This window comes from Halalkalibacter sp. AB-rgal2, from assembly GCF_041821005.1.
GTDB lineage: Bacteria > Bacillota > Bacilli > Bacillales > Bacillaceae_D > Halalkalibacter.
In genome coordinates, this window is sequence record NZ_JBGUAV010000011.1 from 64,302 (window position 1) to 89,105 (window position 24,804).

A 24,804-nucleotide genomic window follows, 5' to 3' on the forward strand; every position below is an offset into this window, starting at 1 on the left:
GGGACATACTATTTGTGGAGGTGTTGAATATGGAGAAACAAACAATGGAACAACAGATGTCATTTGCAGCAAAAGTCGCTGTAATTGGCTTTTTTGGTGGGTTGATTTGGTCATTAGTTGGTTATTTTGCTTTTTATTTTAAGTTTATTCGTGTAGGCCCAGCTTTAGCACTAATGCCTTTTGTTTTAGGTGAGTGGAAAGATACATATATCGGCCAATTAGTTGGAATTGGTTTGATATCAGTATTGTCGATTGGGATTGCTTTTTTATACAAGCTGCTCTTACAAAAGGTTAATAGTATGTGGGCAGGGGTTGTATACGGGCTAGTATTATGGGTGATTGTTTTCTTTTTGTTAAATCCGATTTTTCCAGGATTGAAGTCTGTTCAAAACCTTGATTTTAATACGATTATTACATCTATATGCCTATACGTCTTATATGGAACATTTATAGGCTATTCAATTTCTTTTCAGTATGCAGAAGAAAGGCAAAAATAACAAGCACTGAAAAAGTGGATTTGTATTTTTTCAGTGGCCTCTGTTTTTAAATTTTTTCAATGTCCATTATAAGGAAGGACCTCACTCAAATATGGTACAATGATAAGAAATGATTGTATGAGGGGAGAGAGACCTTTTGAAGCGTATTTATGTCATTAATGGCCCGAATTTAAATCGTTTAGGCTTACGAGAGCCAGATGTATACGGGCATAAAACGTTAGCAGACTTAGAAGAGTTTATTGAAATGAAGGGGAAGCAGCATTCATGTGAGGTTCATTGCTTTCAATCGAATAGTGAAGGGCAAATCATTGATTGGATTCATGAAGCTGGTGATAAGAACATAAGTATGATTATAAATCCAGGTGCCTATACACATTATAGTTATGCGATTCGTGATGCAATTGCGAGTGTGTCTGTTCCTGTGATGGAAGTGCACATTTCAAATGTTCATGCAAGAGAATCCTTTCGTCAGCACTCCGTAACAGCAGCTGTAGCGAAAGGGCAAATCGTTGGTCTAGGATTTAAAGGGTATGAGCTAGCGTTATTAGCATTGTTGGAAGGAGAGGTCGAATGAGTAGACTTGAAGCGTTACGTGAACAATTTAGCGAGCATGACATTGAGGCGCTCCTCATTACAAGCTCGTATAATCGGCGATACATGGCCAACTTCACAGGAACAGCAGGTGTTGCTCTTATTACAAATAAGGAAGCAATCTTTATAACTGATTTTCGTTATGTGGAACAGGCGAAGGAGCAGGCAAAAGGGTTTGAGATTGTTGAACATACTGGTCCAATATTTGCTGAAGTGGCAAAACAATGTCAGAAATATAAGGTGAAGAAGCTTGGATTTGAGCAATCACATATTACATATGAATACTACCAGCTATATCATCAAGCACTCGTTGATGCAACGCTTGTACCAGTTAGTGGACTTGTAGAAGAGCTTCGCTTAACGAAAGATGCAACTGAAATTCAAAGAGTACAAGTAGCAGCGAATATTGCTGATGCAGCCTTTGAACATATCATTTCTTACATTCGTCCAGGTTTAAAAGAAGTCGAGGTAGCGAATGAATTAGAGTTCTTTATGCGTAAAGAGGGGGCGACGAGCTCATCATTTGATATGATTGTTGCTTCAGGTTATCGTTCAGCATTGCCTCATGGGGTGGCAAGTGAGAAAGTAATAGAATTAGGAGAGCTCGTGACTCTCGATTTTGGGGCATTGTTAAATGGTTATTGCTCTGATATGACACGTACTGTTGCTGTAGGATCGATTAATGATCAATTAAAAGAAATTTATAATACGGTATTGCAAGCACAATTAAAAGGAATGGAAGGTATTAAGCCAGGATTGACTGGTAAAGAGGCTGATGCCCTAACACGTGATTACATTGAGGAAAAAGGGTATGGCGCTTACTTTGGACATTCAACAGGTCATGGTCTTGGGATGGAAGTACATGAAGGACCACGCTTATCAAAAATGTCGAAAACAGTTTTAAAGCCAGGAATGATTGTGACCGTTGAGCCTGGGATCTATATAGCTGGTGTAGGTGGAACGCGAATTGAGGATGATACGTTAATTACAGCAGACGGAAATCGTTCATTTACTCATTCAACGAAAGAACTCATTTATGTCGGTAAGTAAATAAAATGACAGAGAAAGTTTTTCCAAGCTGTGGTATAGTAGATAACGTGATGTCATGTCAAAGCTCGGAATATGGAGGAATAAAGAATGATTTCAGTTAATGATTTTAAAACAGGTTTAACGATTGAAGTGGATGGTGGAATTTGGCAAGTGATGGAATTCCAACATGTCAAACCGGGAAAAGGGGCGGCATTTGTTCGTTCAAAGCTACGTAATTTACGTACTGGATCGGTTCAAGAGAAGACTTTTCGTGCAGGAGAGAAAGTATCGAAGGCACATATTGAAAATCGTCGTATGCAATATTTATATGCGAATGGTGACATGCATGCGTTTATGGATAACGAAACGTATGATCAAATTGAGCTGGCAACAGAGCAGATTGAGCACGAGCTTCAATTCCTAAAGGAAAACATGGAAGTTCAAATTATAAGCTATGAAGGTGAGACGTTAGGCGTAGAGGTTCCTAATACGGTTGAATTAGAAGTGACAGAAACAGAACCAGGTATTAAAGGGGACACCGCGTCAGGAGGAACGAAGCCTGCAACTGTTGAAACGGGCTTAACCGTCCAAGTTCCTTTCTTTGTCAACCAAGGTGATGTTCTCATTATTGATACACGTAGCAGTGCATATGTTTCACGTGCGTAGTTGTGATAGAAGAGTTTCAAAAGGTGTTCTAAACCCTTTTGAAACTCTTTTTTTATAAGAATTGATGAAATTCGATATATTTAATCTTGGAAGAAAAGCGCTGTGCGTTTTTTTCTTATCGTTTTTAGGGGTTTATCAAAAGGTAAAAAAGACCTTTTGATAAATCCCTTTTTCTTAGGTTCTGAATTTATGATTTAGCTCATAGGTTGTACAAAGTGAGTGTGAGGGGTGAAGTGGTGAAAACGTGGTTCTTTTCAATTGAAGTTGCACTGTTAATAATGGTTGGATTACGTCTTGTCTCAGGGCTGATTGAATTAGCAGCTGCCGCTCTTATGTTGCGCTTGAACAGTGTAGAAAAGGCAATAGCGGTTAATGCAGCTCTTGCCATTATTGGACCAACCATTCTAATTGTTTCGATCAGTATCGGTTTAATTGGAATGAAAGATCAACTCTCATTTATAAAGATTGCTTTCATTGCTTCGGGAGTTACGCTCATTTTGATTGGTTTAGCAAAATAATAAAGGAGGAGAAGACGATGATCCAAGAAATTAGTTCAGTCCTACCCCATTCCGTTAGACAATTATTGAAGCAAATGGATCGAACGGTTTTCTCAACAATAGAAGAAATACGCTTACGCATGAACAAGCCTCTTGAAGTCATATCAGCAGGTCTTCCCTATTATCCACGCCAACAAGATAAAGTATATGTTGTCTCAGCAGATGATGCGAAATTCGTTATGAATCAGCTTAGCCAATACTCGATTTATGCTTTTGAAGAAGAACTACGTCGAGGGTTTATCACAATAGCAGGAGGTCATCGTGTTGGACTAGCTGGTAAAGTCATTTTAGAAAAAGGTTCAGTGAAAACATTGCGTGATATTAGTTCCTTTAATATTCGAGTTGCCCGGCAAGCAATTGGATCAGCTGAACCACTACTATCCAAGCTTTATCAAGGAAGCTGGTGTAATACGATACTAATTGGACCACCGCAAACAGGTAAAACAACTCTGCTACGTGATTTAGCAAGAATCATTAGTCAAGGAATAAAAAAACGACACATTCCGGCGCTGAAAGTTGGAATTGTGGATGAACGTTCAGAAATTGCAGCGAGTCTAAGGGGCGTCCCGCAGCTTGAGTTAGGTGCTCGCGTAGACGTTTTAGATGGATGTCCGAAAGCAGAAGGAATGATGATGCTCATTCGTTCGATGAGCCCCGACGTTTTAATCGTTGATGAAATTGGAAGAGAAGAGGATGTCACAGCCGTCCAAGAGGCACTTCATGCAGGAGTAAAAGTGATGACGACCGCCCATGGATACTCATTGGAGGATGTTGAGAAGCGTCCAACCTTAAGGCCTTTATTTGAAATGAGTGCGTTTGAACGTTGTGTTGAATTAACTCGTACTCAAAAACCTGGTGAAATTAAGCGAATTCGAAATCAATATAAGAAAGATTTGGTGAGTGTGACGTGAGATGGATCGGTTCTCTCATGATAATCCTTGTCACTACGTGGATTGGTTTTGAGTATGCTAAGCGTTTAAGTGATAGGCCTAAACAATTAAGACAACTAAAAGTAGCTGTTCAGTCATTGGAAGCAGAGATGATGTATGGGTTAACACCGTTAGCTCAAGCTGCTGATCATATTGCTAAGCAGCTACCTAAGCCAGTTAGTACAGTGTTTCAATCGTTTTCAGAAAAGCTACTAGAGCAAGAGCATAGCGCCTTTGAGGCGTGGCAAGCAAGTATTGATGTTGTTTGGCCTAGGACGGCTCTTTTAGATAGTGAACGTGAAGTGATGCTACAATTTGGAGCGACACTCGGACAGCATGATCGTGATCAGCAACAAAAGCAAATTCATTTAACGTTAGCTCATCTGGCAAGAGAGGAGCAAGAAGCACGCGAGAGGCAACATCGTTATGAAAAGATGGTAAAAAGCTTAGGCTTTTTAGCAGGCTTACTAGTTGTCATCCTATTGGTGTAAGAAGGAGGAGAGGTTGTGATGTATGATGTGAACACCATCTTTCAAATTGCTGGAATTGGCATCGTCGTCGCGATGATTCACACGGTATTGAAGCAGATGGGGAAAGAAGATTGGGCACATTGGGTCACCCTAATTGGGTTTGTCGTCGTTCTATATATGGTTGCAACAATTGTTGATGATTTATTTCAGAAAATCAGAGGTGTGTTTTTGTTTCAAGGGTGAGGTGAGTGGCGATTGATATTATTCAAATTGTTGGGTTAGGGTTAATCGCAACTTTCCTAGCCCTAGTTGTGAAGGAACAAAAGCCGATGTTTGCCTTTATGCTGACAGTCTTTGTTGGTGTATTAATCTTTCTATTTCTCATTGATGAGATTGTCAAAATCATCGAGATGCTTGAAGGAATAGCAGAACGAGCTGATCTTAATATGATGTATTTGCAAACAATCCTAAAAATTATCGGTATTGCCTATATCGCAGAGTTTGGTTCTCAAATAGCTAAAGACGCTGGACAAGCTGCTATTGCTTCAAAAATTGAATTAGCGGGGAAAATTTTAATACTTGTGCTTGCTATTCCGATTTTAACAGCTGTCATTGAGATGGTGTTGTCATTATTACCAACCTAAAAAGAAGGTTGAGGTGTTCTTTGTTGAAGCGAGTTGGTTTCTTTCTCATTGTCCTTCTATTCGTTGTAACATGTTTCCCAGTTATGACCTTCGCTGAAGCAGAACCTTTTAATGAAGAAGGTTTCATTGAGCGTCAAGTAGAGAACTTACAACTAGATGAAGTAATCGAATATTGGGAGGAAATTTCAACGGAATATGGGGGATTTCTCCCCGAAAGTCAAAAGGGTTCCTTTATGGATTTTATTAAAGGGGACAAGCAATTCTCCTTTAAGGACTGGGGCATTGGCTTTGTGAAATATTTACTACATGAATTAGTCGTAAATGGAAAATTGTTAGGATCTCTTATTTTATTGACAGTCTTTTGCATGATTCTCCAATCTCTTCAAAATGCATTTGAGAAACAGACCGTTAGTAAGGTCGCTTATGCCATTACGTATATGGTTTTAATGATTATTGCATTAAATAGTTTCCGAGTAGCTATTACGTATGCCACAGACGCTGTTAATTCAATGATTCATTTTATGATAGCTCTGCTTCCACTCATGCTTGCGATGATGGCGGCAATTGGTAATATAACGACAGCAGCACTATTTCACCCTTTAATTATTTTTTTAGTAAACATGAGTGGGTTTTTCATTCAAAAAATCGTTCTACCACTTTTATTTTTGTCGGCCGTATTAAGTATTGTTAGTACGTTAACAGACCATTACAAAGTGTCCAAGCTTGCTACGTTCTTACGAAATATAGCGGTTGGTTCATTAGGTATCTTTCTAACCATTTTTCTTGGTGTCATTTCAGTTCAAGGAGCAGCTACAGCCGTTTCAGATGGTGTGACGGTAAGAACGGCTAAGTTTTTAGCAGGGAATTTAGTTCCAGTCGTTGGTCGGATGTTTACAGATGCTGCGGATACAGTCATGAGCGCCTCGCTATTATTGAAAAATACAATTGGACTAGCAGGATTAGGGATTTTACTCATGCTTTGTGCATTTCCGGCGATGAAGGTGCTTTCACTCGCAATTATCTTCAACTTATCAGCCGCTGTTTTACAGCCACTTGGTGGTGGGCCTATTATTGAATGTTTATCGATTATAGGAAAAGCGGTTATGTTTGTCTTTGCTGCACTTGCCGTTGTTTGTCTGATGTTCTTTTTAGCTATTACGATTATGATTGCGGCTGGAAATGTGTCGCTGATGATGAGGTGAGGGAGGTAACTGAAAAAGTACAAATTAAGAGGTCACCATAAAAAGTGAGGAGGGAGTGAAATGGAAAGTTTAACAGGCTGGTTAACGACCATTATTCTTATTATTTTGTTGGCAACGATATTGGAGCTGATGCTACCGAACTCTCATATTCAGCGTTATGTGAAGCTTGTTGTTGGGCTATTATTATTAGTCGCTATGCTACAGCCACTATTATCTATTTTCACAGAAGATGTGGATGAATGGCTCGTTTCATTGTCTGTTCAGACAGATGAAACAGAAAAAGTAGTCCAAGAAGCAATAAATTTGCAAAAAAAAGAGATAGAGTTGGGACAACGTGCATATATTTCTGAACAGATGGCTGTCCAATTGGAGAATCAAGTTAAAGATGAATTGCGAGAGGGATACGATTTGGAAATAGCGAGTATAGAGGTTGAACTACTGTGGGAGGGTGAGCCAGAAACGATTCAAGATGCCATTGACTCATTAGAAGTCATCCATACATTCGTTTATACAGAGCTAGAAGAGGAACAGTCTGAATCTGACGCTAGTGTTGAGACTGTTCAACCGATTCGCATTGATATTACCGAATCGAATCAAATCGATGATGACGAGCAACAAGAATTCGAATCATTAGCAGATGTTCAACAATTTCTTGCTCACAATTGGGATGTGCCAAAAGAAAAGATTCAAGTCGCGTGGGAAGGGGGGAAACAAGCAAAGTGAAGCAGAATGAAGAAAAGGATCAGAAGTGGCTCCAATCATTAATGAAAAAATCCAATAATGGAAAAAACCGACGTCTCCCTCTCCATTATCTAGTCCTTCTTGGCTGCTTAGGTGTTGCCCTAATGATTATGGGAAACCTTATGTCTGATCAAAATGAAACGGATGAAGCTTTGCCTGTTTATAACGAAAGTGAGGATGTAGACGAGGTTGAAGAAGCTTTTAAACGGGACAGGTCAGCAGAACCTAATTCGATGGAAGGCTATGAAATGCGTTATGAAAATCAATTAAAAGAGTTACTGGAACAAATGATTGGATTGTCTGATGTTTCGGTCATGGTGAATTTAGCTGAAACAGAACGATCTGTCTATGAAAGGGACAGTGTCACAAAAGAACAACTGACAGATGAAACGGATCGAGAAGGTGGAAAGAGAACGGTTGATGATCGCACGAGAGAAGAACAAGTTGTTATTATTCGAGAAGGTGATAAGGAAGTTCCAATCCTTATTCATAAAGAAAAACCAGAAGTAAGAGGGGTGCTCGTTGTTGCACAAGGTGTTGAAAATGCAAATTCGAAGAGTCAAGTGATTGAAGCAGTGAGTCGTGTATTAGATGTACCATCACATCGCATTTCGGTTATGCCGAAAAAAACTAAGGAGGGCTCTTAATGGTCTTGAAAAAACAAACAGTTTGGTTATTAACAATGCTTAGCTTAATTATTGTCTTATCCGTGTATTATGTCATCCCAACTGATCCAGGACAAAATGATTTCGCCTATTCTGATGAGGATCTCGAAGGGGATGAACTGCAAGACGGCGATGAGAATGAAATAAGTGATCAAGAAGATTTAGAGCTAGAAAGTGATGACGTGAATGCCGTCTTAGGCAATATCGCTGATGAGATAGATGTAGCAATAGAAGAAGGAGAATATGGAGAGATTTCAACAATTTCAACGAATGAAGCATTTACGACGATTCGAATGGAAGTACAGGCAAATCGAGATCGCTTAAAAGAAGAATACACAAAAATTCGTGCTTCAGAAGAGGCTACAGCAGAAGAAAAAGCTGATGCACATCAATTGGAAGCAGATCTACATCAGCTTCAAAATGATGAAGTCATTTTAGAACAACTCATTATGGCAAAAGGGTTTGATGATGCACTTGTTTTGGCTGATCAGGAGCAGGTTAGAGTTCTTGTACAATCAGAGGAACTTTCTCGTGAGCAAGCAAATGAATTACTACAATTAACGATTTCACAATTGAACCTTAATTTAGATGAAACGAGTATTGCGGTGGGACATACAGGCATGAATAAGTAATGATGAAATGTATAAAATGAAGAAGAGTTCTATCTATTAAGTAGTGAGATAGGACTCTTTTTCTTTGACTTTAACGATTGCACATGACGTAATTAAGAATTTATAAATGTTGCAGAAGAAAATTAGGGAAGAACTGAGGAAGAAGTAGGCGAATTCGAAAAGACGCTACCGTATTTTTCTTATCAAAAGGTGACTGATGGTGCGTTCTTTGATATAATACGCAAAGATCATATAATGAGGAGCGATTATGAAATGGAATGGAATGATTTAACTGAAGGAGCGAAAGCCGTACTAGAGCAAACGCGTAATATGAAAAATGATCACATCCAAATTGTTGAATTTGAAATTGGTTTTGAACAGCAAATTGAAGATGCGGATGAAGGTATATATAAAGTGTCCATTCAAGAGGACGATTATCAAAGCCTAAAGAAATATACGCAAGAAAATGAGTACGGAGATAAATATCACATGGCTCGAAATAAAAATATAGTCAAAATCATTTTACTTGAAGATGGTAAGATTCCTGAGAACTTATCAGAATTCCCTGTTTTCCGTCAATATAAAAAAGACTATACACCTCGTACAACAGAAGTAGAGGTTCATGAGGAAGAATAAAATAACAATTGATTTGATAGGCAGGTTTTTCTAACATGCTTGTCGAATGAATTGAAATATATAATTAAGTTGCGTACTGCATGGGAAGAAGAAGGAGTGTTTACAATGTTAACAGTAAATGAATTAAAAGATTTAATTAAAGCATTAGATGATTCAAATATCGATGAATTGAAGTTTGAACAAGAAGGCTCCAAGCTTGTGTTAAAAAAGCAAAAAGAGCTACAAGTAGTCGAACAAGCTCCAGTTGCTGTTCAGCAAACTCAGGCACCAATTGCACAATCAACACCTACACAGGCAACTTCAACTTCGAAAAGTGCTCGAGGAGAAAAAGCGCCAGTTCAAGCAACAAATGCTAACTTACATACGATCACTTCACCAATGGTAGGGACCTTTTATTCATCTCCATCACCTGACTCAGATCCTTATGTACAAACGGGAGATCAAGTGCAAGCAAACTCAGTTGTCTGTATCGTTGAAGCAATGAAATTAATGAACGAAATTGAAGCAGAAGTAAGTGGGAAGGTTGTTGAAATTTTAGCTGAAAATGGTGAACTTGTTGAATACGGCCAACCACTATTCGTAGTCGAGCCTGCTTAGTATAGGAGAGAGAACAGATGATTAGAAAAGTTTTAATTGCCAATCGAGGGGAGATTGCGGTCAGAATCATCCGCGCTTGTCGGGAAATGAATATTGAAACAGTCGCTGTTTATTCGGAAGCGGACAAAGATTCGTTACACGTACGCTTAGCAGATGAGGCTTATTGTATTGGTCCGACCGCAGCAAATCAAAGCTATTTAAATGTAACGAATATTATGAGTGTGGCGACGTTAACGGAAACAGATGCGATTCATCCAGGGTATGGATTTTTAGCTGAAAATGCTGATTTTGCTGAAATTTGTGCAGCGTGTAATATAACATTTATAGGTCCAAGTCCTAATGCGATTAGTCAAATGGGAACAAAAGATGTTGCACGTAAGACAATGGAAAAAGCTGGTGTTCCAATTGTTCCTGGTTCAAATGGAATTGTTGAAACTGTTGAAGACGGCTTGAAGGTGGCAAATGAGATCGGCTTTCCTGTTATTATTAAAGCAACCGCTGGTGGTGGCGGTAAAGGAATTCGCGTTGCACGTACACCAGAAGAATTGAAAAAAGGAATGAACATTACTCAGCAGGAAGCAGCTACTAACTTTGGAAATCCAGGTATTTATATAGAAAAATACATCGAGGATTTCCGTCATGTTGAAATTCAAGTATTAGCTGATTTACATGGTAATACAATCCATTTAGGAGAGCGTGATTGTAGTATTCAACGTAGACTACAGAAGTTACTTGAAGAAACACCGTCGCCGGCTATTTCCGAAAGTAAAAGGAGAGAAATGGGAGAAGCTGCAGTGAACGCAGCTAAAGCTGTTCAATATGCGGGGGCAGGAACGGTTGAATTTATTTATGACCATAATAGTGGCGATTTTTATTTTATGGAAATGAATACACGTATTCAAGTTGAGCACCCGGTGACAGAGATGGTAACAGGAATTGATTTAATTAAGGAGCAAATCCGGGTTGCGAGTGGCGAACAATTAACGTATAAGCAAGAGGATGTTACATTCCAAGGCTGGTCGATTGAATGTCGGATTAATGCCGAAAACCCGGCAAAGAACTTCATGCCTGCACCTGGTCGAATTAACCAATATTTAGCTCCAGGTGGACTTGGGGTACGTGTTGATTCTGCCGCTTACCCTGATTACATGATTACTCCTTATTATGATTCAATGATTGCGAAAGTCATTACACATGGTGCGACGAGAGAAGAGGCTATTGCAAAAATGATTCGCGCTTTAGAAGAATTCGAAGTTGAAGGGCCTGGTGTCGAAACGACCATTCCTTTCCATTTACGATTACTTCAGCATGAGACGTTTGTTTCGGGGCACTTTAATACTAAATTTCTAGAAGAGCATGATGTCATGGCTATATCATTAAATAAATAGGAGGGAAGAATATGAATGAAAATCCTAGTTTGGAATTAGAAGAGCAAAAATCAGAGCTTGGTAAGGTTGAGATTTCTCCTGAAGTGATTGAGGTCATTGCTGGAATCGCTGCTTCTGAGGTAGATGGTGTAGCAACGATGCGAGGGAATTTTGCTACAGGTGTAGCTGAAAAGCTCGGACGAAAGAATCACGGTAAAGGGGTTAAGGTTGAACTCGAAGAAGAAGGAATTACAATCGATGTATCGGTCGTCATTACATATGGTGTATCCGTACCTGATGTGGCGAACTTGATTCAATCGAATGTGAAGCAAGCACTTCAAACGATGACAGCAATTGATGTTCAAGCTGTCAATGTACATGTTGTTGGTGTGCAGTTTGAAACGGTTGAAGCAAACCAAGATGAGCTATAATAGAAGTAGAAGTAAGACAGCCTTGAAGATTGATTAAGGCTGTCTTCTTTTCTTATTTAATTGGAACGAGGTATAAGGGAATAGTAGTATAATTGCTGCATGTTCATCAATGGATAAAATTCGCATATAAGCGTAAAAGACGTTGTTCTTCGAAAAGAAAACATGGTATGCTATCAACATAACAAACTGCAAGTTTACGGTAAAAGGAGTCAAACAAATGAATCGAAGAGTAGCAAGGTTACGAGCAGCACAAGCTTTGTACCAAATGGATCTAGCAAAAAGTGATACGGAACAAGCGATTGAAAGCGTTGTGGGTGAAGAAGAAAAACCAAGTGAATTTTTTCTTGAGCTTGTGAATGGGACAAGTACACAAATTGCTAAGATTGATGAGATTATTATGAACAGCTTACAAGGCTGGACCATTAGTCGAATGGGGCTCGTCGATCGTGCTATTGTACGGATGATGGTATATGAAATGAAATACATAGATGATATTCCTGTCAACGTGACTTTAAATGAAGGAATTGAGCTTGCGAAAGCATTTGGAGGGGACGAATCTGGGAAATTTGTGAATGGTGTCCTTTCAAAAGCGCTTGAAACGATTAAGGGGGAGTAAATGATGACTGCACAACTATTAAATGGTAAAGAGTTAGCTGCTAAAAAAAGGGAACAAATGAAAGCAAAAGTTAAAGGTTTAGTTGAACAAAACGTAACTCCAGGACTAGCGGTTATTCTAATTGGTGAAAATCCAGCATCGCAAACATATGTAAGGGCAAAACAAAAAGCCTGTGCTGATGTCGGTATTTATTCTAGGCTCATTGAACGTCCTGAAAGTATTTCTGAGATAGAATTACTTCAAGAGATCGATCTACTAAACAATGACCCGGCTATTGATGGGATTCTGGTCCAACTACCATTACCTAAACATATTACAGAACAGGCTGTCATTGAAAGGATTGCTCCAGAAAAAGATGTAGACGGGTTTCATCCAATTAGTATTGGGAAAATGATGACAGGTGAGGATACGTTTTTGCCTTGTACCCCTTATGGTGTCGTAGAGATGATGAAAGAGGCTAAATTGCAACTTGAGGGTCAGCATGTTGTTGTTGTTGGGCGTAGCAATATTGTTGGAAAACCAGTCGGACAATTACTATTAAATGAGAATGCAACCGTTACATATTGCCATTCACGTACGAAGGATATGAGAGGGCTAACGACTCAAGCAGATATTCTAATTGTTGCTGTTGGTCGTCCAAAATTTATTAAAGCTGATGATGTTAAAGATGGGGCAGTTGTCGTAGATGTCGGTATAAATCGTGTAGATGGTAAATTATGTGGGGACGTTGATTTTGATGACGTGAAAGAAAAGGCTTCTTATCTTACACCTGTACCAGGTGGAGTTGGGCCGATGACGATAACAATGCTCTTAGAAAATACGATACAATCTGCACAAAAGCGGAAATAGGTGAACGTATGTCCGTTGAATCCATTTATACGATTACGGAATTAACACGCTACATCAAAAATCAATTTGAATATGATCCTGTTTTACAAAGTGTGTGGCTCAGAGGAGAGCTCTCAAATGTGAAGCGTCATAGTCGTGGACATTTATACTTTACGGTCAAGGATGAAAATTCTCGTGTGCAAGCGGTCATGTTTGCTGGACATAACCGCTTTCTTACCTTTAAACCAGAAAGCGGAATGAAGGTATTAATCCGAGGAGAAATCAATGTATATGAGCCTTATGGACAATACCAGCTATATGCTAAGGAAATGCAACCTGATGGAATAGGGAGTCTATTCCTTGCATATGAGGAACTGAAGAAGCTGTTAGAACGTGAAGGGTTATTTGCTGAATCAAGAAAGAAGGAATTACCACGATTCCCGAATCGGATTGCCGTAATAACCTCACCAACAGGGGCTGCTATTCGTGATATTGTGACGACTTTAAAACGGCGCTATCCACTTGCGCAAGTAACGTTACTACCAGTGCTCGTTCAAGGTGATCAAGCTCCGACCTCTATTAAGAATGCGATTGAACGAGTAGATATCGCTAACTGCTTTGATGTGTTAATAGTAGGTCGTGGAGGAGGTTCGATAGAAGAGCTGTGGGCATTTAATGATGAAGGAGTGGCAAGGGCAATTGCTTCTGCCCAAGTGCCAATTATTTCAGCAGTCGGTCATGAAACGGATTATACGATTAGTGACTTTGTAGCTGATCTTCGTGCTCCTACCCCTACTGGAGCAGCTGAGCTTGCCGTACCGGATGTAAATGAGCTAAATCGCCATGTGAAAAGCTTATCAACTCGACTGTTCCAGCGAATGAACGACACCATTTTCCGGGAAAAATCTCGTCATGAGCGCTTAGTTCATTCGTATGCTTTTCGCTATCCCGAACAGTTAGTGAAACAAAAGGAGCAGCAGCTTGATGTTGCTTTGGATAAGTTAAAAAGAGGAATGTCAGCACGGTTGTTAGAGCCAGGGCATTTATTAGACAAGCTCGATCAAAGGCTACTTTCTGCCCATCCAGAGCGAAAGTTAGATAAGGCTATACAAGAGCAGAAAGGATTAAAAGATCGTTTGAAATCATCGCTCATTGAACTATTAAAGAGTAAACGAAACCCTTTTGAACAAAAAATAAATGAATTACATCTTTTAAGTCCGTTAAGATTAATGGAACGTGGGTATAACTTGGCCTATGATGACAAGAAAGCATTAATTAAAACGGTTAAAAGCGTTAAAAAAGGTTCGGCATTAAACGTCCGCTTGAAGGATGGGTATGTTCATTGTCACGTTGTAAAGGTGAGCTCGTTATTAGAGGAGGAAGAGAGCAATGTCAGAGGAAAAGGATAAAACATTTGAAGAAGCGATGTCTGAACTAGAAGTAGTTGTTGAAAAGCTTGAGCAAGGTGACGTACCTTTGGAGGAAGCGATTGCGATGTTTCAAGAGGGCATGACCTTGTCTAAGCTTTGTCATGAGAAGCTCGAAAAGGTTGAAAAACAAATGGATCAGATTTTACATGAGGATGGTGAGGTCGAAGTACTCGCCTTTCAGGAGGACGAATCATCGTGACATCTCTACGTGCATTTTTACAGCAAAGTAAACAACTTGTAGAAAAACGGCTTCCTAAGCAGATTCAAGCTATACAAGCACCTGAACAACTGAAGAAGGCCATGCTCTATTCTTTAAATGCCGGTGGAAAAAGAGTTCGCCCAGCTTTTGTGTTTGCAACGTTAAAGAGCTTTGGTGCTCCGCTCGAACGAGGGATTGATGTTGCTTGTGCGCTTGAAATGATTCATACATATTCGTTAGTCCACGATGATCTTCCGGCAATGGATGATGATGACTTAAGAAGAGGAAAGCCAACGAATCACAAAGTGTTTGGCGAAGCATTAGCCATTTTAGCTGGTGATGCATTATTAACATATAGCTTTCAGTTACTTTCTTCCTTAGATAAAGACTATGCAACTGACAAGCAAAAAGTGGAGCTAATTCATGAAATTTCACGTGCAGCTGGTCCGGCAGGGATGGTGGGTGGTCAAGTAGCTGATATGGCAGGTGAGGATCAATCATTAACCCTTGATGAACTCGTATATATTCATCATCATAAAACAGGCGATTTACTAACAGCCTCAGTTATGGCAGGTGCCATTTTAGCGGAAGCTAGTGAGGATGATTGTAAGCTGCTACGCCAATTTTCAAAAGAATTAGGCCTCATCTTCCAAATCAAGGATGATCTATTGGATGTTGAAGGTGATGCCTCCGTTATTGGCAAGCCAGTGGGAAGCGACGTTGATAATAACAAAAGTACATATCCTAATTTATTAGGACTAGATGGTGCGAAAGAGAAACTTTCGGAGCATATGTCGTTAGCGAAAGAATATATATACGGTATAAATATCGACCATTCTATATTGATTGGGTTAACAGATTATATTGCGAACCGTGATCATTAGGCCCATCCATTTCCATTGAGCTTTTACCTTGACACGTGATATACTAGTTTAATACGAGAGTGGTGCAGTATTCTAGTCAGTCCTCCAATCTTGAAGGCGGGCCTAAAAATCCGCCAAAGGGCACATCGATGAAGCTCCTTGTTTTGGCTTGAGGCGCCCAGCCTTGGGTCTAAGCTGGGAGAAAAGGTAAAAGGGCGATCCACAAAGGCATGTGGGCGATGACCCTTTTACTGTGGAGGCCCAAAAAGCCGTTCAATGTTTGTTGAGTAAGGTTATTGGGTATGAACCTGTAAGGCGAGTTGGGACTCGTCTGCAGCGTAGCCTGCCTTGAGTGGAGAGTGAGGGGATTATAGAACAAGAGATTCGTTGTTGTCGGCCAACAATGACGATCTTACCTATATGAAATCATCTCTGCAAAAGAGGATAAAAGATTGGCACGGGATTGCTGAGGAAATCTCCTAGACTGTTCGCTCGACATTTAAAGAGGATTGCAGTGTAGACTAAGTGGTAATCTAGTCTGACGACTGGTGACAGCGTCAATCTCGGTTTAAAGGGAAACCTCCAGTGCGGCGACGCATTGGAACTGAGGTGGGAAATCCTACTGGACCTAAGCTACAGAGTTTACTCTTTAAATGGCCACTCTCTTACATAATGGATGCAAAAGGTGACGATCAATTAAAATGAAGTATTTTATGAAATCAATACATTGGAGTATATGGATTGCCGTTATCACTTTAGTGCTAGCGGCTATTTTTTCAGTCATCTCGACTTTTATTTTAAGCGGAGTGACATGGGCGATCGGTATGGTGATTGTCTTTATTATTGTGATTTTAGGTGTGTTCTTTGATACAATAGGTGTAGCTGCAACAGCGGCAGATGAGAAGCCGTTTCATGCTATGGCTTCTGAACGGTTAAAAGGGGCGAGGCAAGCGGTTCAAATAACAAGGAATGCCGACCGATTTGCGAACTTTTGTAATGATGTGATCGGTGATATTTCTGGTATTATTAGTGGAACGGCCTCGGCATATGTTGTCATACAATTTGCTTTACAATTAGGATATCATGATGCTTCAGTACAATACTTAGTGATTTCGGTATTATTTACGAGTGTAGTCGCAGCCTTAACTGTAGGTGGCAAAGCGATAGGTAAAACACTTGCGATTCATTATTCAACACCGATTATTTTCCAAGTAGGTAGATTATTATATGTTTTAGAGGTAAGATTAAAGATCAAAGTATTTTCTAACAATGGAAAAAAGAAAAAAGATAAACTGACTCGAAAGTGAGGGTTCCTTTATGAATCTAGAGGACTTTAAAGACCCAAGCGAATTAAAGCATTATTCGAACGGAGAGCTTGTGCAATTAGCAAACGATATTAGACAGTTTTTGATTGAAAAACTATCCGTAACTGGCGGACATCTGGGGCCGAATTTAGGTGTTGTGGAACTAACGTTAATTCTCCATCAATTATTTGAAAGCCCTAAAGACAAGTTCATTTGGGATGTTGGACACCAAGCATATGTTCACAAAATACTAACTGGAAGAGCCGGTCAATTTGACCAACTTCGTCAATATAAAGGATTATGTGGTTTTCCGAAGCGTAATGAAAGTGACCATGACGTTTGGGAGACCGGTCATAGTTCAACTTCTTTGTCTGCTGCGATGGGAATGGCGACAGCGCGTGATATAAAAGGTACGGATGAATCTGTTGTTGCCATTATTGGTGATGGTGCACTAACAGGTGGAATGGCACTTGAGGCGCTGAATCATATTGGACATGAGCAAACAGATTTAATTGTCGTCTTAAATGATAATGAAATGTCAATTGCGCCGAACGTTGGCGCCCTTCATAATGTACTTGGAAGACTGCGTACGGCTGGAAAATATAAAAAAGCAAAAGAAGAGCTAGAGCAATTAATCAAGAAGATTCCGGCTTTTGGTGGAAAAATTGCTTCAACAGCTGAACGTGTAAAGGATAGCCTGAAATATTTATTAGTATCGGGTATTTTCTTTGAGGAATTAGGCTTCACTTACTTAGGACCAGTTGATGGTCATGACTTAGAGGACTTGGCTGAGAATATGAAATATGCGAAAAAGACTAAAGGACCTGTACTCATTCATGTTTTGACGAAAAAAGGGAAAGGCTACAAGCCAGCTGAGCTAGATGCAAAAGGTACGTGGCACGGATTAGGCCCATATAAAATTGAATCTGGCGAAGTGGTAAAAAAGCCTGGACCACCAAGCTATAGTGGAGTGTTTGCAGAAACGTTAAAAACAATCGCTCGTGTAGATAAGCGAATTGTGGCATTAACTGCGGCAATGCCTGGAGGAACAAAGCTCGATGTATTTGCTAAGGAATTCCCTGAGCGTATGTTCGATGTTGGAATTGCTGAACAGCATGCTACGACAATGGCTGGAGGTTTAGCGACTCAGGGCATGAAGCCTGTATTTGCTGTTTACTCGACATTCCTACAACGAGGCTACGATCAACTTGTGCATGATGTATGTCGTCAAAATTTAAATGTTCTATTTGCGATTGATCGAGCTGGCTTAGTTGGTGCGGATGGTGAAACGCATCAAGGTGTATTTGATATTGCTTATTTGCGTCATCTTCCGAATATGAAAATCTTAATGCCTAAGGATGAAAATGAGCTTCAGCACATGATCTATACGGCAACTCAATATGACGGTGGTCCGATTGCAGTTCGTTACCCAAGAGGAAATGGTTATGGTGTGAAAATGGACAAGCAGCTTCAGCAGCTACCTATTGGAAAATGGGAGGTTCTTCGTGAAGGGACAGATGCCTGCATTTTGACGTTTGCAACGATGATACCAGTTGCTGATGAAGCGGTAAGTATATTGCAATCACAAGGTCTCTCGGTTAAGCTCATTAATGCTAATTCCGTTAAACCGTTAGATGAGAATATGCTCCGAGATATTGCAAAATTAAACATTCCAGTGCTTACTCTTGAAGAGGCAGCATTACAAGGTGGTTTTGGAAGTGCTGTACTTGAGTTTTTCCAAGAAAATCAATTTATGGTATCGATGAAACGGATGGGCATACCTGATGAATTTATTGAGCATGGAAGTGTGAATGAGCTACTTGAGGAGATTGGCTTAACCTCAGCGAATGTTGCTGACCAACTACAAACGTTATTGCCACAACGTAGACAAAGGGCGTAGGTGAATGGCTAAGAAGGAACGTATTGATGTTTTACTTGTTGAACGTGGACTGTTTGAAACAAGGGAAAAGGCGAAGCGTGCAATTATGGCTGGACTCGTCTTTTCTGGAACAGAGAGGATTGATAAGCCAGGAGTAAAAATCGATAGCTCGATCACATTGGAAATAAAGGGAAATCCAATTCCATATGTTAGTCGGGGAGGGCTTAAATTAGAAAAGGCTCTTCACGTATTTCCGATTTCCCTTCAAGATAAGCTTGTCATCGATATTGGAGCTTCAACAGGAGGCTTTACCGATTGCGCCTTACAAAATGGGGCAAAAGCTGTTTATGCGATTGATGTCGGCTATAACCAATTATCATGGAAGCTTAGGCAGGATAAGCGTGTTGTCGTCATGGAACGCACGAATTTTCGTTATGTAGAACACGCGGATTTGCAAAAAGGGCTTCCGCAATTTGCTTGTATGGATGTTTCGTTTATCTCGATTAAGTTAATTTTACCTGTGTTAAAATCACTTCTCCTACCTGGGAGTGATGTTGTGGCGCTCATTAAACCTCAATTTGAGGCGGGGCGTGAGCAAGTTGGAAAGAAAGGAATCATTCGTGATCCAAGTATTCACGAAGATGTCGTTAAACGAATGATTGACTTTTCTCTTAAGCAAGGCTACTCCGTTTTAGGGTTGGAATACTCTCCTATTAAAGGAGGAGAAGGAAATATTGAATTTCTTCTTCATCTACAATCTGTAGAGGAAATGAGTAACGTGCTCCTTTGTGATCGGATTTCTGTTGAAGAAGTTGTGGAACACGCGCATGAACAATTGAAATCGCTGTGAAAGAGGTGCTAAGGCACTTCTTTTTTATTAAGAAAAGACGCTACAAATTTTTTTGTATCAGATTTTAGAAGTGTTTTATATTAAAAGGTAAGTAGAGAAAATTCATCGAAGGCTAATCAAAGAGGATGTAGGCGGCTTTGTAGTGGGCGTCGACTTAGTACGTTACACATTCTTCTGGAAGAACCCACTTTCAGAAAAGCTCAACTTCTTTATAACGGCTGCGCACCACTCCAATCAGAAAAGAGACCACTGCGTTTTTCTTATTGTATTCTTGTTCGTTTATGTAGATAATGGTAGTAGTGAGAAATGAAAAGAGATAGGTGAAACGATATGAATAAAGGACAGCGTCATATTAAAATTCGAGAGATTATTACGAATGGTGAAGTTGAAACGCAGGATGATTTAGTCGAACAATTGAGACAAGCTGGTTATAACGTTACACAAGCTACGGTTTCTCGAGATATTAAAGAGCTACATCTCGTTAAGGTGCCGATGATGGACGGACGATATAAATATAGCTTGCCTGCAGACCAACGTTTTAATCCGTTACAAAAACTAAAGCGCTCGCTTATGGATAGCTTTGTTAGTATTGATCGATCAGATAATTTGATTGTCATGAAAACATTACCAGGGAATGCCAATGCGATCGGTGCCTTAATTGATAATTTAGATTGGTCTGAAATTATGGGAACAATTTGTGGAGATGATACTATTCTCATTATTTGCAAGACGAAGGAAAAAGGTTTGTCATTGACGGAAAGATTTTTAGAAATGCTTTAAGGGTGGTGAAGGTGTGTTAGTCGAACTATCGATCAAACATTTTGCCATAATTGATCAATTAACCGTTCCTTTTCAAAAAGGGCTAACGGTCATAACTGGTGAAACAGGTGCAGGTAAATCGATTATCATTGATGCTATTGGATTATTGCTAGGTGGACGTGGATCGGCTGATTATGTACGATATGGTGAGAAACGTGCTGAAATTGAAGGGTTATTTCACGTTGAAGAGGGCAATAGGGCAGTAGAAAAAGCAAAAGATCTTGGAATTGATGTCTCAGATCAGATGTTTATTTTGCGTCGAGATATTACAGCACAAGGTAAAAGTATTTGTCGTATTAATGGGAAAATGGTGACGATAGCCATTTTACGTGAGATTGGCCAAACACTTGTTGACATTCATGGACAACATGAGCATCAAAGCTTAATGCAGCCAGAGCATCATTTGCATTTATTAGATGAATATGCAGGTATCTCATTGAAGAGAACGAAGATCGAATACCAAGAGTTATACAAAAAGGCGTTGCAGCTCCAACAGCAAGTTGTTCGTTTTAGTACGAATGAGCAAGAAATGGCACAAAAGGTGGATTTATATCAATTTCAGCTTAAAGAAATTGAGCAAGCTCAGTTAGAACCGTTAGAAGATGAACGTTTATTAGAAGAGCGACATAAGCTGCAGCATAGTGAGAAGCTTTTCTCTCTGTTACAGGACAGCTACCAAAGCTTATATGGTGAAAATCGCGGTTTGGATTTTCTTGCTAATGCAACGGCTCATTTGGAAGAAGCGGCGACAATTGATACGGAGCTCACTGCATTACATGAAAATGTTAGTAATAGCTTTTATTTACTTGAAGAAGCAGCTTTTACGTTGCGAAATCAGATGGAACTAATTGAATTTGACCCAGTAAGATTAGAAGTTGTGGAAAGTCGACTATATGAATTAACTCAGTTGAAGAGGAAGTATGGGTCAACTGTTGAAGAAATCATGGAGTATGCGGCAAAGATTGAAGAGGAGCTTGATTCACTTGTTCATAAAGATGATCGATTAAGTGAGTTGGTAGCCGATTTAGAAGCAACGTGGAAGGATTTATATGTTGAAGCTCACACGTTGACAAAGCTAAGGAAAGAAGCATCTCATAAATTAAAAGATGCGATACATTCTCAGCTTCGTTCCCTTTACATGGGAAAAACAGAATTTGATGTTTCGATTCAATCTCGTGTAGGAACAAAAGAGTCTCCAATTATTGATGGACAAGCGGTATCGTTTAACGAAGGTGGAAAGGATGAAATTGAATTTTATTTATCAGCGAATCCCGGAGAGCCTTTGAAACCATTAGCTAAAGTTGCGTCAGGTGGAGAAATTTCTAGAATTATGTTGGCAATTAAATCAATTTTTTCTCATCAGGAAGGGATTACGTCTGTCATTTTCGATGAGGTTGATACGGGGGTAAGTGGACGGGTTGCTCAAGCGATCGCAGAAAAAATTCATCGTATTTCCGAGGGCTCACAAGTATTATGTATTACGCATTTACCACAAGTGGCGGCAATGGCTGATACTCACCTTTATATTTCTAAAAACGAAGAAAACCAACGTGTTAGAACGTCAGTGGATGCATTAACTAAGGAAGAAAAGGTAAATGAAATTGCCCGAATGATTTCTGGCGTTGAAGTGACAGATTTGACAAAACAGCATGCGAATGAGCTTTTACAGCTTGCTGAAACGTTAAAAGTGTAAGCATTACAAAAGCTAACCAATTTAGGTTAGCTTTTTTCTTTTTCTGTAGTTATAAATGTTGTGTCGCAAGGCAACATTAGTATTACAGCCATCTTTGGAGGTGTGGGCAAGGAGCTAGGAGAGTGAAGTGATGAGAGGCGATGCAATTAGAAAGGGAATCGGTGTTGTTTTTCTTATCGTTGTCGTGTGTATAGGTTTTTCTGATAACGTACAAGAATGGGTACATGTCCCGAATAGTATAACCGTATTTGAAGAAGATTTTGCACCAATTGATGAGGCGACCAAAGCATTACAGGCTGTCCCTACTTCAACGGTTGGAGCAGACACGGAGCAAGTGAAGTTTGAGGTTGGAAATTTTCCAGTAAAAAATATTGATGTGAACGTATTACCGAAAAAAGAAGTTATACCTGGTGGTCAATCCATTGGGGTTAAGTTAAATACAGAAGGGGTGCTCGTTGTTGGTCATCATTTAATTGAAACAGATGATGCGAGCCTTTCCCCAGGTGAAGAAGCAGGAATTGAAGTTGGAGATATGATTACGCACATTGATGGGGAAGAAATACAGCGAATGAGCCAAGTTGGTGACTATGTACAAACAGCAGGTGATGAGGAACGTGCATTGGAAATTCGCTTAAAGCGTGACCAGAAAGCATATGAAAAAACATTGCAGCCAGTAAAAGCTAAAGGGGAGCATTCTTATCGAATGGGCTTGTACATTCGCGATTCTGCGGCTGGTGTTGGTACATTAACGTTTTATGATCCAGAATCAAAAAATTATGGTGCGTTAGGTCATGTCATTTCTGATGTTGATACGAAAAGGCCGATTATTGTTCATGATGGACAAATTATTCGCTCTTCTGTTACTTCAATTGAAAAAGGAAGCAATGGAGATCCGGGAGAAAAATTAGCTAGCTTATCGAAAAAAAGAGATGTGTTAGGTTCAATTGAGAAAAATAGCTCGTTTGGTATTTTTGGTAAGTTAGAAAAAGCTGATTTAAAAAACCACATACACGATGAAAGTATGCCTGTTTCTCTATCGACAAACGTAAAAGAAGGACCGGCAAAAATTTTAACAGTTGTAGAAGGGGAAGAAGTACAGGAGTTTGATATTGAAATTATTAGCTCTGTACCGCAAAAACAACCAGCTACAAAAGGTATGGTGATTAAAGTGACCGATCCTAAGTTGTTGGAAGCTACAGGAGGAATTGTTCAAGGCATGAGTGGAAGCCCGATCATTCAAGATGGTAAATTAGTTGGAGCTGTTACTCATGTTTTTGTAAATGATCCAACCTCTGGGTATGGTTGCCACATTGAATGGATGCTAGAAGAAGCTGGTGTGATTGAAGAAGAAGCAAAAGCTAGCTAAATGTAGAGGCCGCTGAAAAAGGAGAATGATTTCTTTTCGGTGGCCTTTTATTTGTAACAAATAAAGACGTTCATAAAAAAAGGATCATTTTTAAAAAAAAGTATAGACAAATGATAAATTTCCGTTTTATAATAAAGTTGCACTAAGGAAAAACATGTAGTCATGAGCAAATAAATAGACTTGGACAAATGTTTTAACACTAATCAAACTTTTGACACCTTATAATATTGATATACATATACCTTATAAGGAGAAAACCTTGTTTGGTAGGAGTGGAAAGTGATATGTGTATAATTAAAAAAGTAAGAAGGAGAGGAATTGGAGATGAAGAAAAAAGGGTGGATTTGGCTAAGTATGGTCGTAGCATTCAGCTTGCTATTGGCTGCATGCGGAAGTGAGGAGACCGTCCAGGAGGATGAGACGGGGACAAATGAGGACAATGGCTCGAGCGAAGAAGTTGTGCAAGATGAAAATGAAGAAGGACTAACGATTACAACAAGCTTCTCTATATTAGGGGATATCATTTCACAAGTCATTGGTGATCGTGGTACAGTTGAATATATTGTCCCAATCGGTGAGGAGCCTCATGAGTATGAGCCTGTACCAAGTGATTTTCAAAGAGTGTCAGATGCAGATGTCTTCTATGTTAACGGCCTTGACCTTGAGGAATGGCTTGAGTCTATTTTGACCAATGTGACAGAAACAGAAATTGTGGCTATTTCTGAAGGAGTAAGAGCCATTCCGTTAGAAGGTGGAGAAGAGAATGATCCACATGCTTGGTTAAGTGCGAAAAATGCTATACTGTATGTTGAAAACCTTGTGGATGATTTAATTAACAGAGATCCTGATGGTGAGTCTGTTTATCGTGAGAATGCTGATGCATATATAACACAATTAGAAGAGCTTGATGCATGGATTGAGGAAGAAATCATTGAAATTCCAGAGGAGAAACGTGTTATTGTTGTAAGTGAGAATGCATTTAAATATTTTGGTTCAGATTATGGCTTTGAGACAGAAGGGGTATGGGATATTAACTCTCACGCTGAAGGGACTGCTCAACAGGTTTCTCGGATTGTGGACTTAGTTAATGACTTAGAGCTTCCTGCTGTTTTCGTTGAAACAACTGTTAATCAAGAATTCATGAAGCAAGTTTCTAATGAAACGAATGTACCAGTTTCTGGAGAAGTGTATACAGATGCTGTTGGGCCCGAAGGAAGCGGAGCTGAGACCTATATAGAAATGATGGAGCATAATGTTAATGTCTTTGTTGAGGGATTAACACAATAATAAGAAAAGGCACCCTCGTGAGGTGCCTTTCGTGACA

29 protein-coding genes are annotated in these 24,804 nt (G+C 39.6%); all 29 read left to right on the forward strand.

The annotated features are described in order from the left end of the window. Positions 1-29: 29 nt before the first annotated feature. A complete protein-coding gene (locus ACERJO_RS10940; protein WP_373647447.1) occupies positions 30-497 on the forward strand; it encodes a YqhR family membrane protein in 468 nt (155 codons plus the stop codon). Between the two features lie 136 nt (positions 498-633). After that, a complete protein-coding gene (aroQ, locus tag ACERJO_RS10945) occupies positions 634-1,071 on the forward strand; it encodes a type II 3-dehydroquinate dehydratase (RefSeq protein WP_373647448.1) in 438 nt (145 codons plus the stop codon). Further along, positions 1,068-2,138, forward strand: coding sequence for a M24 family metallopeptidase (locus ACERJO_RS10950; RefSeq protein WP_373647449.1), 1,071 nt, complete (start codon positions 1,068-1,070; stop codon positions 2,136-2,138). The genes aroQ and ACERJO_RS10950 overlap by 4 nt, the downstream gene beginning before the upstream one ends. An 87-nt stretch (positions 2,139-2,225) precedes the next feature. Beyond that, positions 2,226-2,783 (forward strand): elongation factor P, encoded by a 558-nt coding sequence (efp, locus tag ACERJO_RS10955; RefSeq protein ID WP_373647450.1) that lies wholly within the window; start codon positions 2,226-2,228, stop codon positions 2,781-2,783. Between the two features lie 236 nt (positions 2,784-3,019). Next, positions 3,020-3,301, forward strand: coding sequence for a DUF2619 domain-containing protein (locus tag ACERJO_RS10960; RefSeq protein WP_247106058.1), 282 nt, complete (start codon positions 3,020-3,022; stop codon positions 3,299-3,301). A gap of 20 nt (positions 3,302-3,321) precedes the next feature. Further along, positions 3,322-4,251 (forward strand): stage III sporulation protein AA, encoded by a 930-nt coding sequence (spoIIIAA, locus tag ACERJO_RS10965; protein WP_247106175.1) that lies wholly within the window; start codon positions 3,322-3,324, stop codon positions 4,249-4,251. Further along, positions 4,248-4,760, forward strand: a complete 513-nt coding sequence (gene spoIIIAB, locus ACERJO_RS10970; protein WP_373647451.1) for a stage III sporulation protein SpoIIIAB — start codon at positions 4,248-4,250, stop codon at positions 4,758-4,760. Before spoIIIAA ends, spoIIIAB begins: the two co-directional genes overlap by 4 nt. Positions 4,761-4,775: 15 nt before the next feature. Continuing rightward, positions 4,776-4,982 carry a stage III sporulation protein AC gene (gene spoIIIAC / locus ACERJO_RS10975; protein WP_148296518.1) on the forward strand — a complete coding sequence of 69 codons (207 nt, stop codon included), beginning with the start codon at positions 4,776-4,778 and terminating at the stop codon, positions 4,980-4,982. A gap of 5 nt (positions 4,983-4,987) precedes the next feature. Continuing rightward, on the forward strand, positions 4,988-5,383 hold the full coding sequence (gene spoIIIAD / locus ACERJO_RS10980) for a stage III sporulation protein AD (protein ID WP_247106056.1): 396 nt from the start codon (positions 4,988-4,990) through the stop codon (positions 5,381-5,383). Positions 5,384-5,403: 20 nt separating this feature from the next. Beyond that, positions 5,404-6,585, forward strand: coding sequence for a stage III sporulation protein AE (spoIIIAE, locus tag ACERJO_RS10985; protein WP_373647452.1), 1,182 nt, complete (start codon positions 5,404-5,406; stop codon positions 6,583-6,585). A gap of 60 nt (positions 6,586-6,645) precedes the next feature. Then, positions 6,646-7,308, forward strand: coding sequence for a stage III sporulation protein AF (gene spoIIIAF / locus ACERJO_RS10990; RefSeq protein ID WP_247106055.1), 663 nt, complete (start codon positions 6,646-6,648; stop codon positions 7,306-7,308). Continuing rightward, positions 7,305-7,973 (forward strand): stage III sporulation protein AG, encoded by a 669-nt coding sequence (spoIIIAG, locus tag ACERJO_RS10995; protein ID WP_247106054.1) that lies wholly within the window; start codon positions 7,305-7,307, stop codon positions 7,971-7,973. Before spoIIIAF ends, spoIIIAG begins: the two co-directional genes overlap by 4 nt. Next, the gene (locus ACERJO_RS11000; protein ID WP_247106053.1) at positions 7,973-8,623 is read left to right on the forward strand and encodes a SpoIIIAH-like family protein; all 651 of its coding nucleotides are present in this window, start codon (positions 7,973-7,975) and stop codon (positions 8,621-8,623) included. The genes spoIIIAG and ACERJO_RS11000 overlap by 1 nt, the downstream gene beginning before the upstream one ends. A 252-nt stretch (positions 8,624-8,875) precedes the next feature. Continuing rightward, entirely contained in the window at positions 8,876-9,238 is a 363-nt protein-coding gene (locus tag ACERJO_RS11005) for a hypothetical protein (RefSeq protein WP_247106052.1), read from the forward strand. A gap of 105 nt (positions 9,239-9,343) precedes the next feature. Further along, complete coding sequence (accB, locus tag ACERJO_RS11010; RefSeq protein WP_373647453.1) at positions 9,344-9,835, forward strand: acetyl-CoA carboxylase biotin carboxyl carrier protein; 492 nt, start codon at positions 9,344-9,346, stop codon at positions 9,833-9,835. Positions 9,836-9,852: 17 nt separating this feature from the next. Next, positions 9,853-11,223: an acetyl-CoA carboxylase biotin carboxylase subunit gene (accC, locus tag ACERJO_RS11015; protein ID WP_247106050.1), complete on the forward strand. Its 1,371-nt coding sequence runs from the start codon at positions 9,853-9,855 to the stop codon at positions 11,221-11,223. 11 nt (positions 11,224-11,234) lie between these two features. Further along, positions 11,235-11,633, forward strand: coding sequence for an Asp23/Gls24 family envelope stress response protein (locus tag ACERJO_RS11020; protein ID WP_247106049.1), 399 nt, complete (start codon positions 11,235-11,237; stop codon positions 11,631-11,633). A gap of 217 nt (positions 11,634-11,850) precedes the next feature. Beyond that, positions 11,851-12,249 carry a transcription antitermination factor NusB gene (nusB, locus tag ACERJO_RS11025; RefSeq protein WP_247106048.1) on the forward strand — a complete coding sequence of 133 codons (399 nt, stop codon included), beginning with the start codon at positions 11,851-11,853 and terminating at the stop codon, positions 12,247-12,249. Between the two features lie 3 nt (positions 12,250-12,252). After that, positions 12,253-13,098 carry a bifunctional methylenetetrahydrofolate dehydrogenase/methenyltetrahydrofolate cyclohydrolase FolD gene (gene folD, locus ACERJO_RS11030; RefSeq protein WP_373647454.1) on the forward strand — a complete coding sequence of 282 codons (846 nt, stop codon included), beginning with the start codon at positions 12,253-12,255 and terminating at the stop codon, positions 13,096-13,098. Between the two features lie 8 nt (positions 13,099-13,106). Beyond that, positions 13,107-14,486, forward strand: coding sequence for an exodeoxyribonuclease VII large subunit (gene xseA / locus ACERJO_RS11035; protein WP_373647455.1), 1,380 nt, complete (start codon positions 13,107-13,109; stop codon positions 14,484-14,486). Next, complete coding sequence (locus ACERJO_RS11040) at positions 14,467-14,706, forward strand: exodeoxyribonuclease VII small subunit (RefSeq protein WP_247106045.1); 240 nt, start codon at positions 14,467-14,469, stop codon at positions 14,704-14,706. Before xseA ends, ACERJO_RS11040 begins: the two co-directional genes overlap by 20 nt. After that, the gene (locus ACERJO_RS11045) at positions 14,700-15,590 is read left to right on the forward strand and encodes a polyprenyl synthetase family protein (protein ID WP_373647482.1); all 891 of its coding nucleotides are present in this window, start codon (positions 14,700-14,702) and stop codon (positions 15,588-15,590) included. Before ACERJO_RS11040 ends, ACERJO_RS11045 begins: the two co-directional genes overlap by 7 nt. Positions 15,591-16,270: 680 nt before the next feature. Beyond that, positions 16,271-16,876, forward strand: coding sequence for a CNNM metal transporter family protein (locus ACERJO_RS11050; protein WP_373647456.1), 606 nt, complete (start codon positions 16,271-16,273; stop codon positions 16,874-16,876). Positions 16,877-16,886: 10 nt separating this feature from the next. After that, positions 16,887-18,773: a 1-deoxy-D-xylulose-5-phosphate synthase gene (gene dxs, locus ACERJO_RS11055; RefSeq protein ID WP_373647457.1), complete on the forward strand. Its 1,887-nt coding sequence runs from the start codon at positions 16,887-16,889 to the stop codon at positions 18,771-18,773. 4 nt (positions 18,774-18,777) lie between these two features. Next, positions 18,778-19,602, forward strand: coding sequence for a TlyA family RNA methyltransferase (locus ACERJO_RS11060; RefSeq protein WP_373647459.1), 825 nt, complete (start codon positions 18,778-18,780; stop codon positions 19,600-19,602). Positions 19,603-19,932: 330 nt separating this feature from the next. Beyond that, positions 19,933-20,382, forward strand: a complete 450-nt coding sequence (ahrC, locus tag ACERJO_RS11065; protein WP_247106041.1) for a transcriptional regulator AhrC/ArgR — start codon at positions 19,933-19,935, stop codon at positions 20,380-20,382. Positions 20,383-20,395: 13 nt separating this feature from the next. Then, on the forward strand, positions 20,396-22,114 hold the full coding sequence (recN, locus tag ACERJO_RS11070) for a DNA repair protein RecN (protein ID WP_373647461.1): 1,719 nt from the start codon (positions 20,396-20,398) through the stop codon (positions 22,112-22,114). Between the two features lie 130 nt (positions 22,115-22,244). After that, positions 22,245-23,480: a SpoIVB peptidase gene (spoIVB, locus tag ACERJO_RS11075; protein ID WP_373647462.1), complete on the forward strand. Its 1,236-nt coding sequence runs from the start codon at positions 22,245-22,247 to the stop codon at positions 23,478-23,480. A gap of 324 nt (positions 23,481-23,804) precedes the next feature. Continuing rightward, positions 23,805-24,767: a metal ABC transporter solute-binding protein, Zn/Mn family gene (locus ACERJO_RS11080; protein WP_373647464.1), complete on the forward strand. Its 963-nt coding sequence runs from the start codon at positions 23,805-23,807 to the stop codon at positions 24,765-24,767. Positions 24,768-24,804: the final 37 nt, after the last annotated feature.

Bases quoted from the DNA above. Each gene is read 5' to 3' on its own strand.
- ACERJO_RS10940 (WP_373647447.1), top strand. From the start codon at position 30: ATGGAGAAACAAACAATGGAACAACAGATGTCATTTGCAGCAAAAGTC.
- ACERJO_RS10950 (WP_373647449.1), top strand. From the start codon at position 1,068: ATGAGTAGACTTGAAGCGTTACGTGAACAATTTAGCGAGCATGACATT.
- efp (WP_373647450.1), top strand. From the start codon at position 2,226: ATGATTTCAGTTAATGATTTTAAAACAGGTTTAACGATTGAAGTGGAT.
- spoIIIAF (WP_247106055.1), top strand. From the start codon at position 6,646: ATGGAAAGTTTAACAGGCTGGTTAACGACCATTATTCTTATTATTTTG.
- ACERJO_RS11000 (WP_247106053.1), top strand. From the start codon at position 7,973: ATGGTCTTGAAAAAACAAACAGTTTGGTTATTAACAATGCTTAGCTTA.
- ACERJO_RS11005 (WP_247106052.1), top strand. From the start codon at position 8,876: ATGGAATGGAATGATTTAACTGAAGGAGCGAAAGCCGTACTAGAGCAA.
- accB (WP_373647453.1), top strand. From the start codon at position 9,344: ATGTTAACAGTAAATGAATTAAAAGATTTAATTAAAGCATTAGATGAT.
- accC (WP_247106050.1), top strand. From the start codon at position 9,853: ATGATTAGAAAAGTTTTAATTGCCAATCGAGGGGAGATTGCGGTCAGA.
- ACERJO_RS11020 (WP_247106049.1), top strand. From the start codon at position 11,235: ATGAATGAAAATCCTAGTTTGGAATTAGAAGAGCAAAAATCAGAGCTT.
- nusB (WP_247106048.1), top strand. From the start codon at position 11,851: ATGAATCGAAGAGTAGCAAGGTTACGAGCAGCACAAGCTTTGTACCAA.
- folD (WP_373647454.1), top strand. From the start codon at position 12,253: ATGACTGCACAACTATTAAATGGTAAAGAGTTAGCTGCTAAAAAAAGG.
- xseA (WP_373647455.1), top strand. From the start codon at position 13,107: ATGTCCGTTGAATCCATTTATACGATTACGGAATTAACACGCTACATC.
- ACERJO_RS11040 (WP_247106045.1), top strand. From the start codon at position 14,467: ATGTCAGAGGAAAAGGATAAAACATTTGAAGAAGCGATGTCTGAACTA.
- ACERJO_RS11050 (WP_373647456.1), top strand. From the start codon at position 16,271: ATGAAGTATTTTATGAAATCAATACATTGGAGTATATGGATTGCCGTT.
- dxs (WP_373647457.1), top strand. From the start codon at position 16,887: ATGAATCTAGAGGACTTTAAAGACCCAAGCGAATTAAAGCATTATTCG.
- ACERJO_RS11060 (WP_373647459.1), top strand. From the start codon at position 18,778: ATGGCTAAGAAGGAACGTATTGATGTTTTACTTGTTGAACGTGGACTG.
- ahrC (WP_247106041.1), top strand. From the start codon at position 19,933: ATGAATAAAGGACAGCGTCATATTAAAATTCGAGAGATTATTACGAAT.
- spoIVB (WP_373647462.1), top strand. From the start codon at position 22,245: ATGAGAGGCGATGCAATTAGAAAGGGAATCGGTGTTGTTTTTCTTATC.
- ACERJO_RS11080 (WP_373647464.1), top strand. From the start codon at position 23,805: ATGAAGAAAAAAGGGTGGATTTGGCTAAGTATGGTCGTAGCATTCAGC.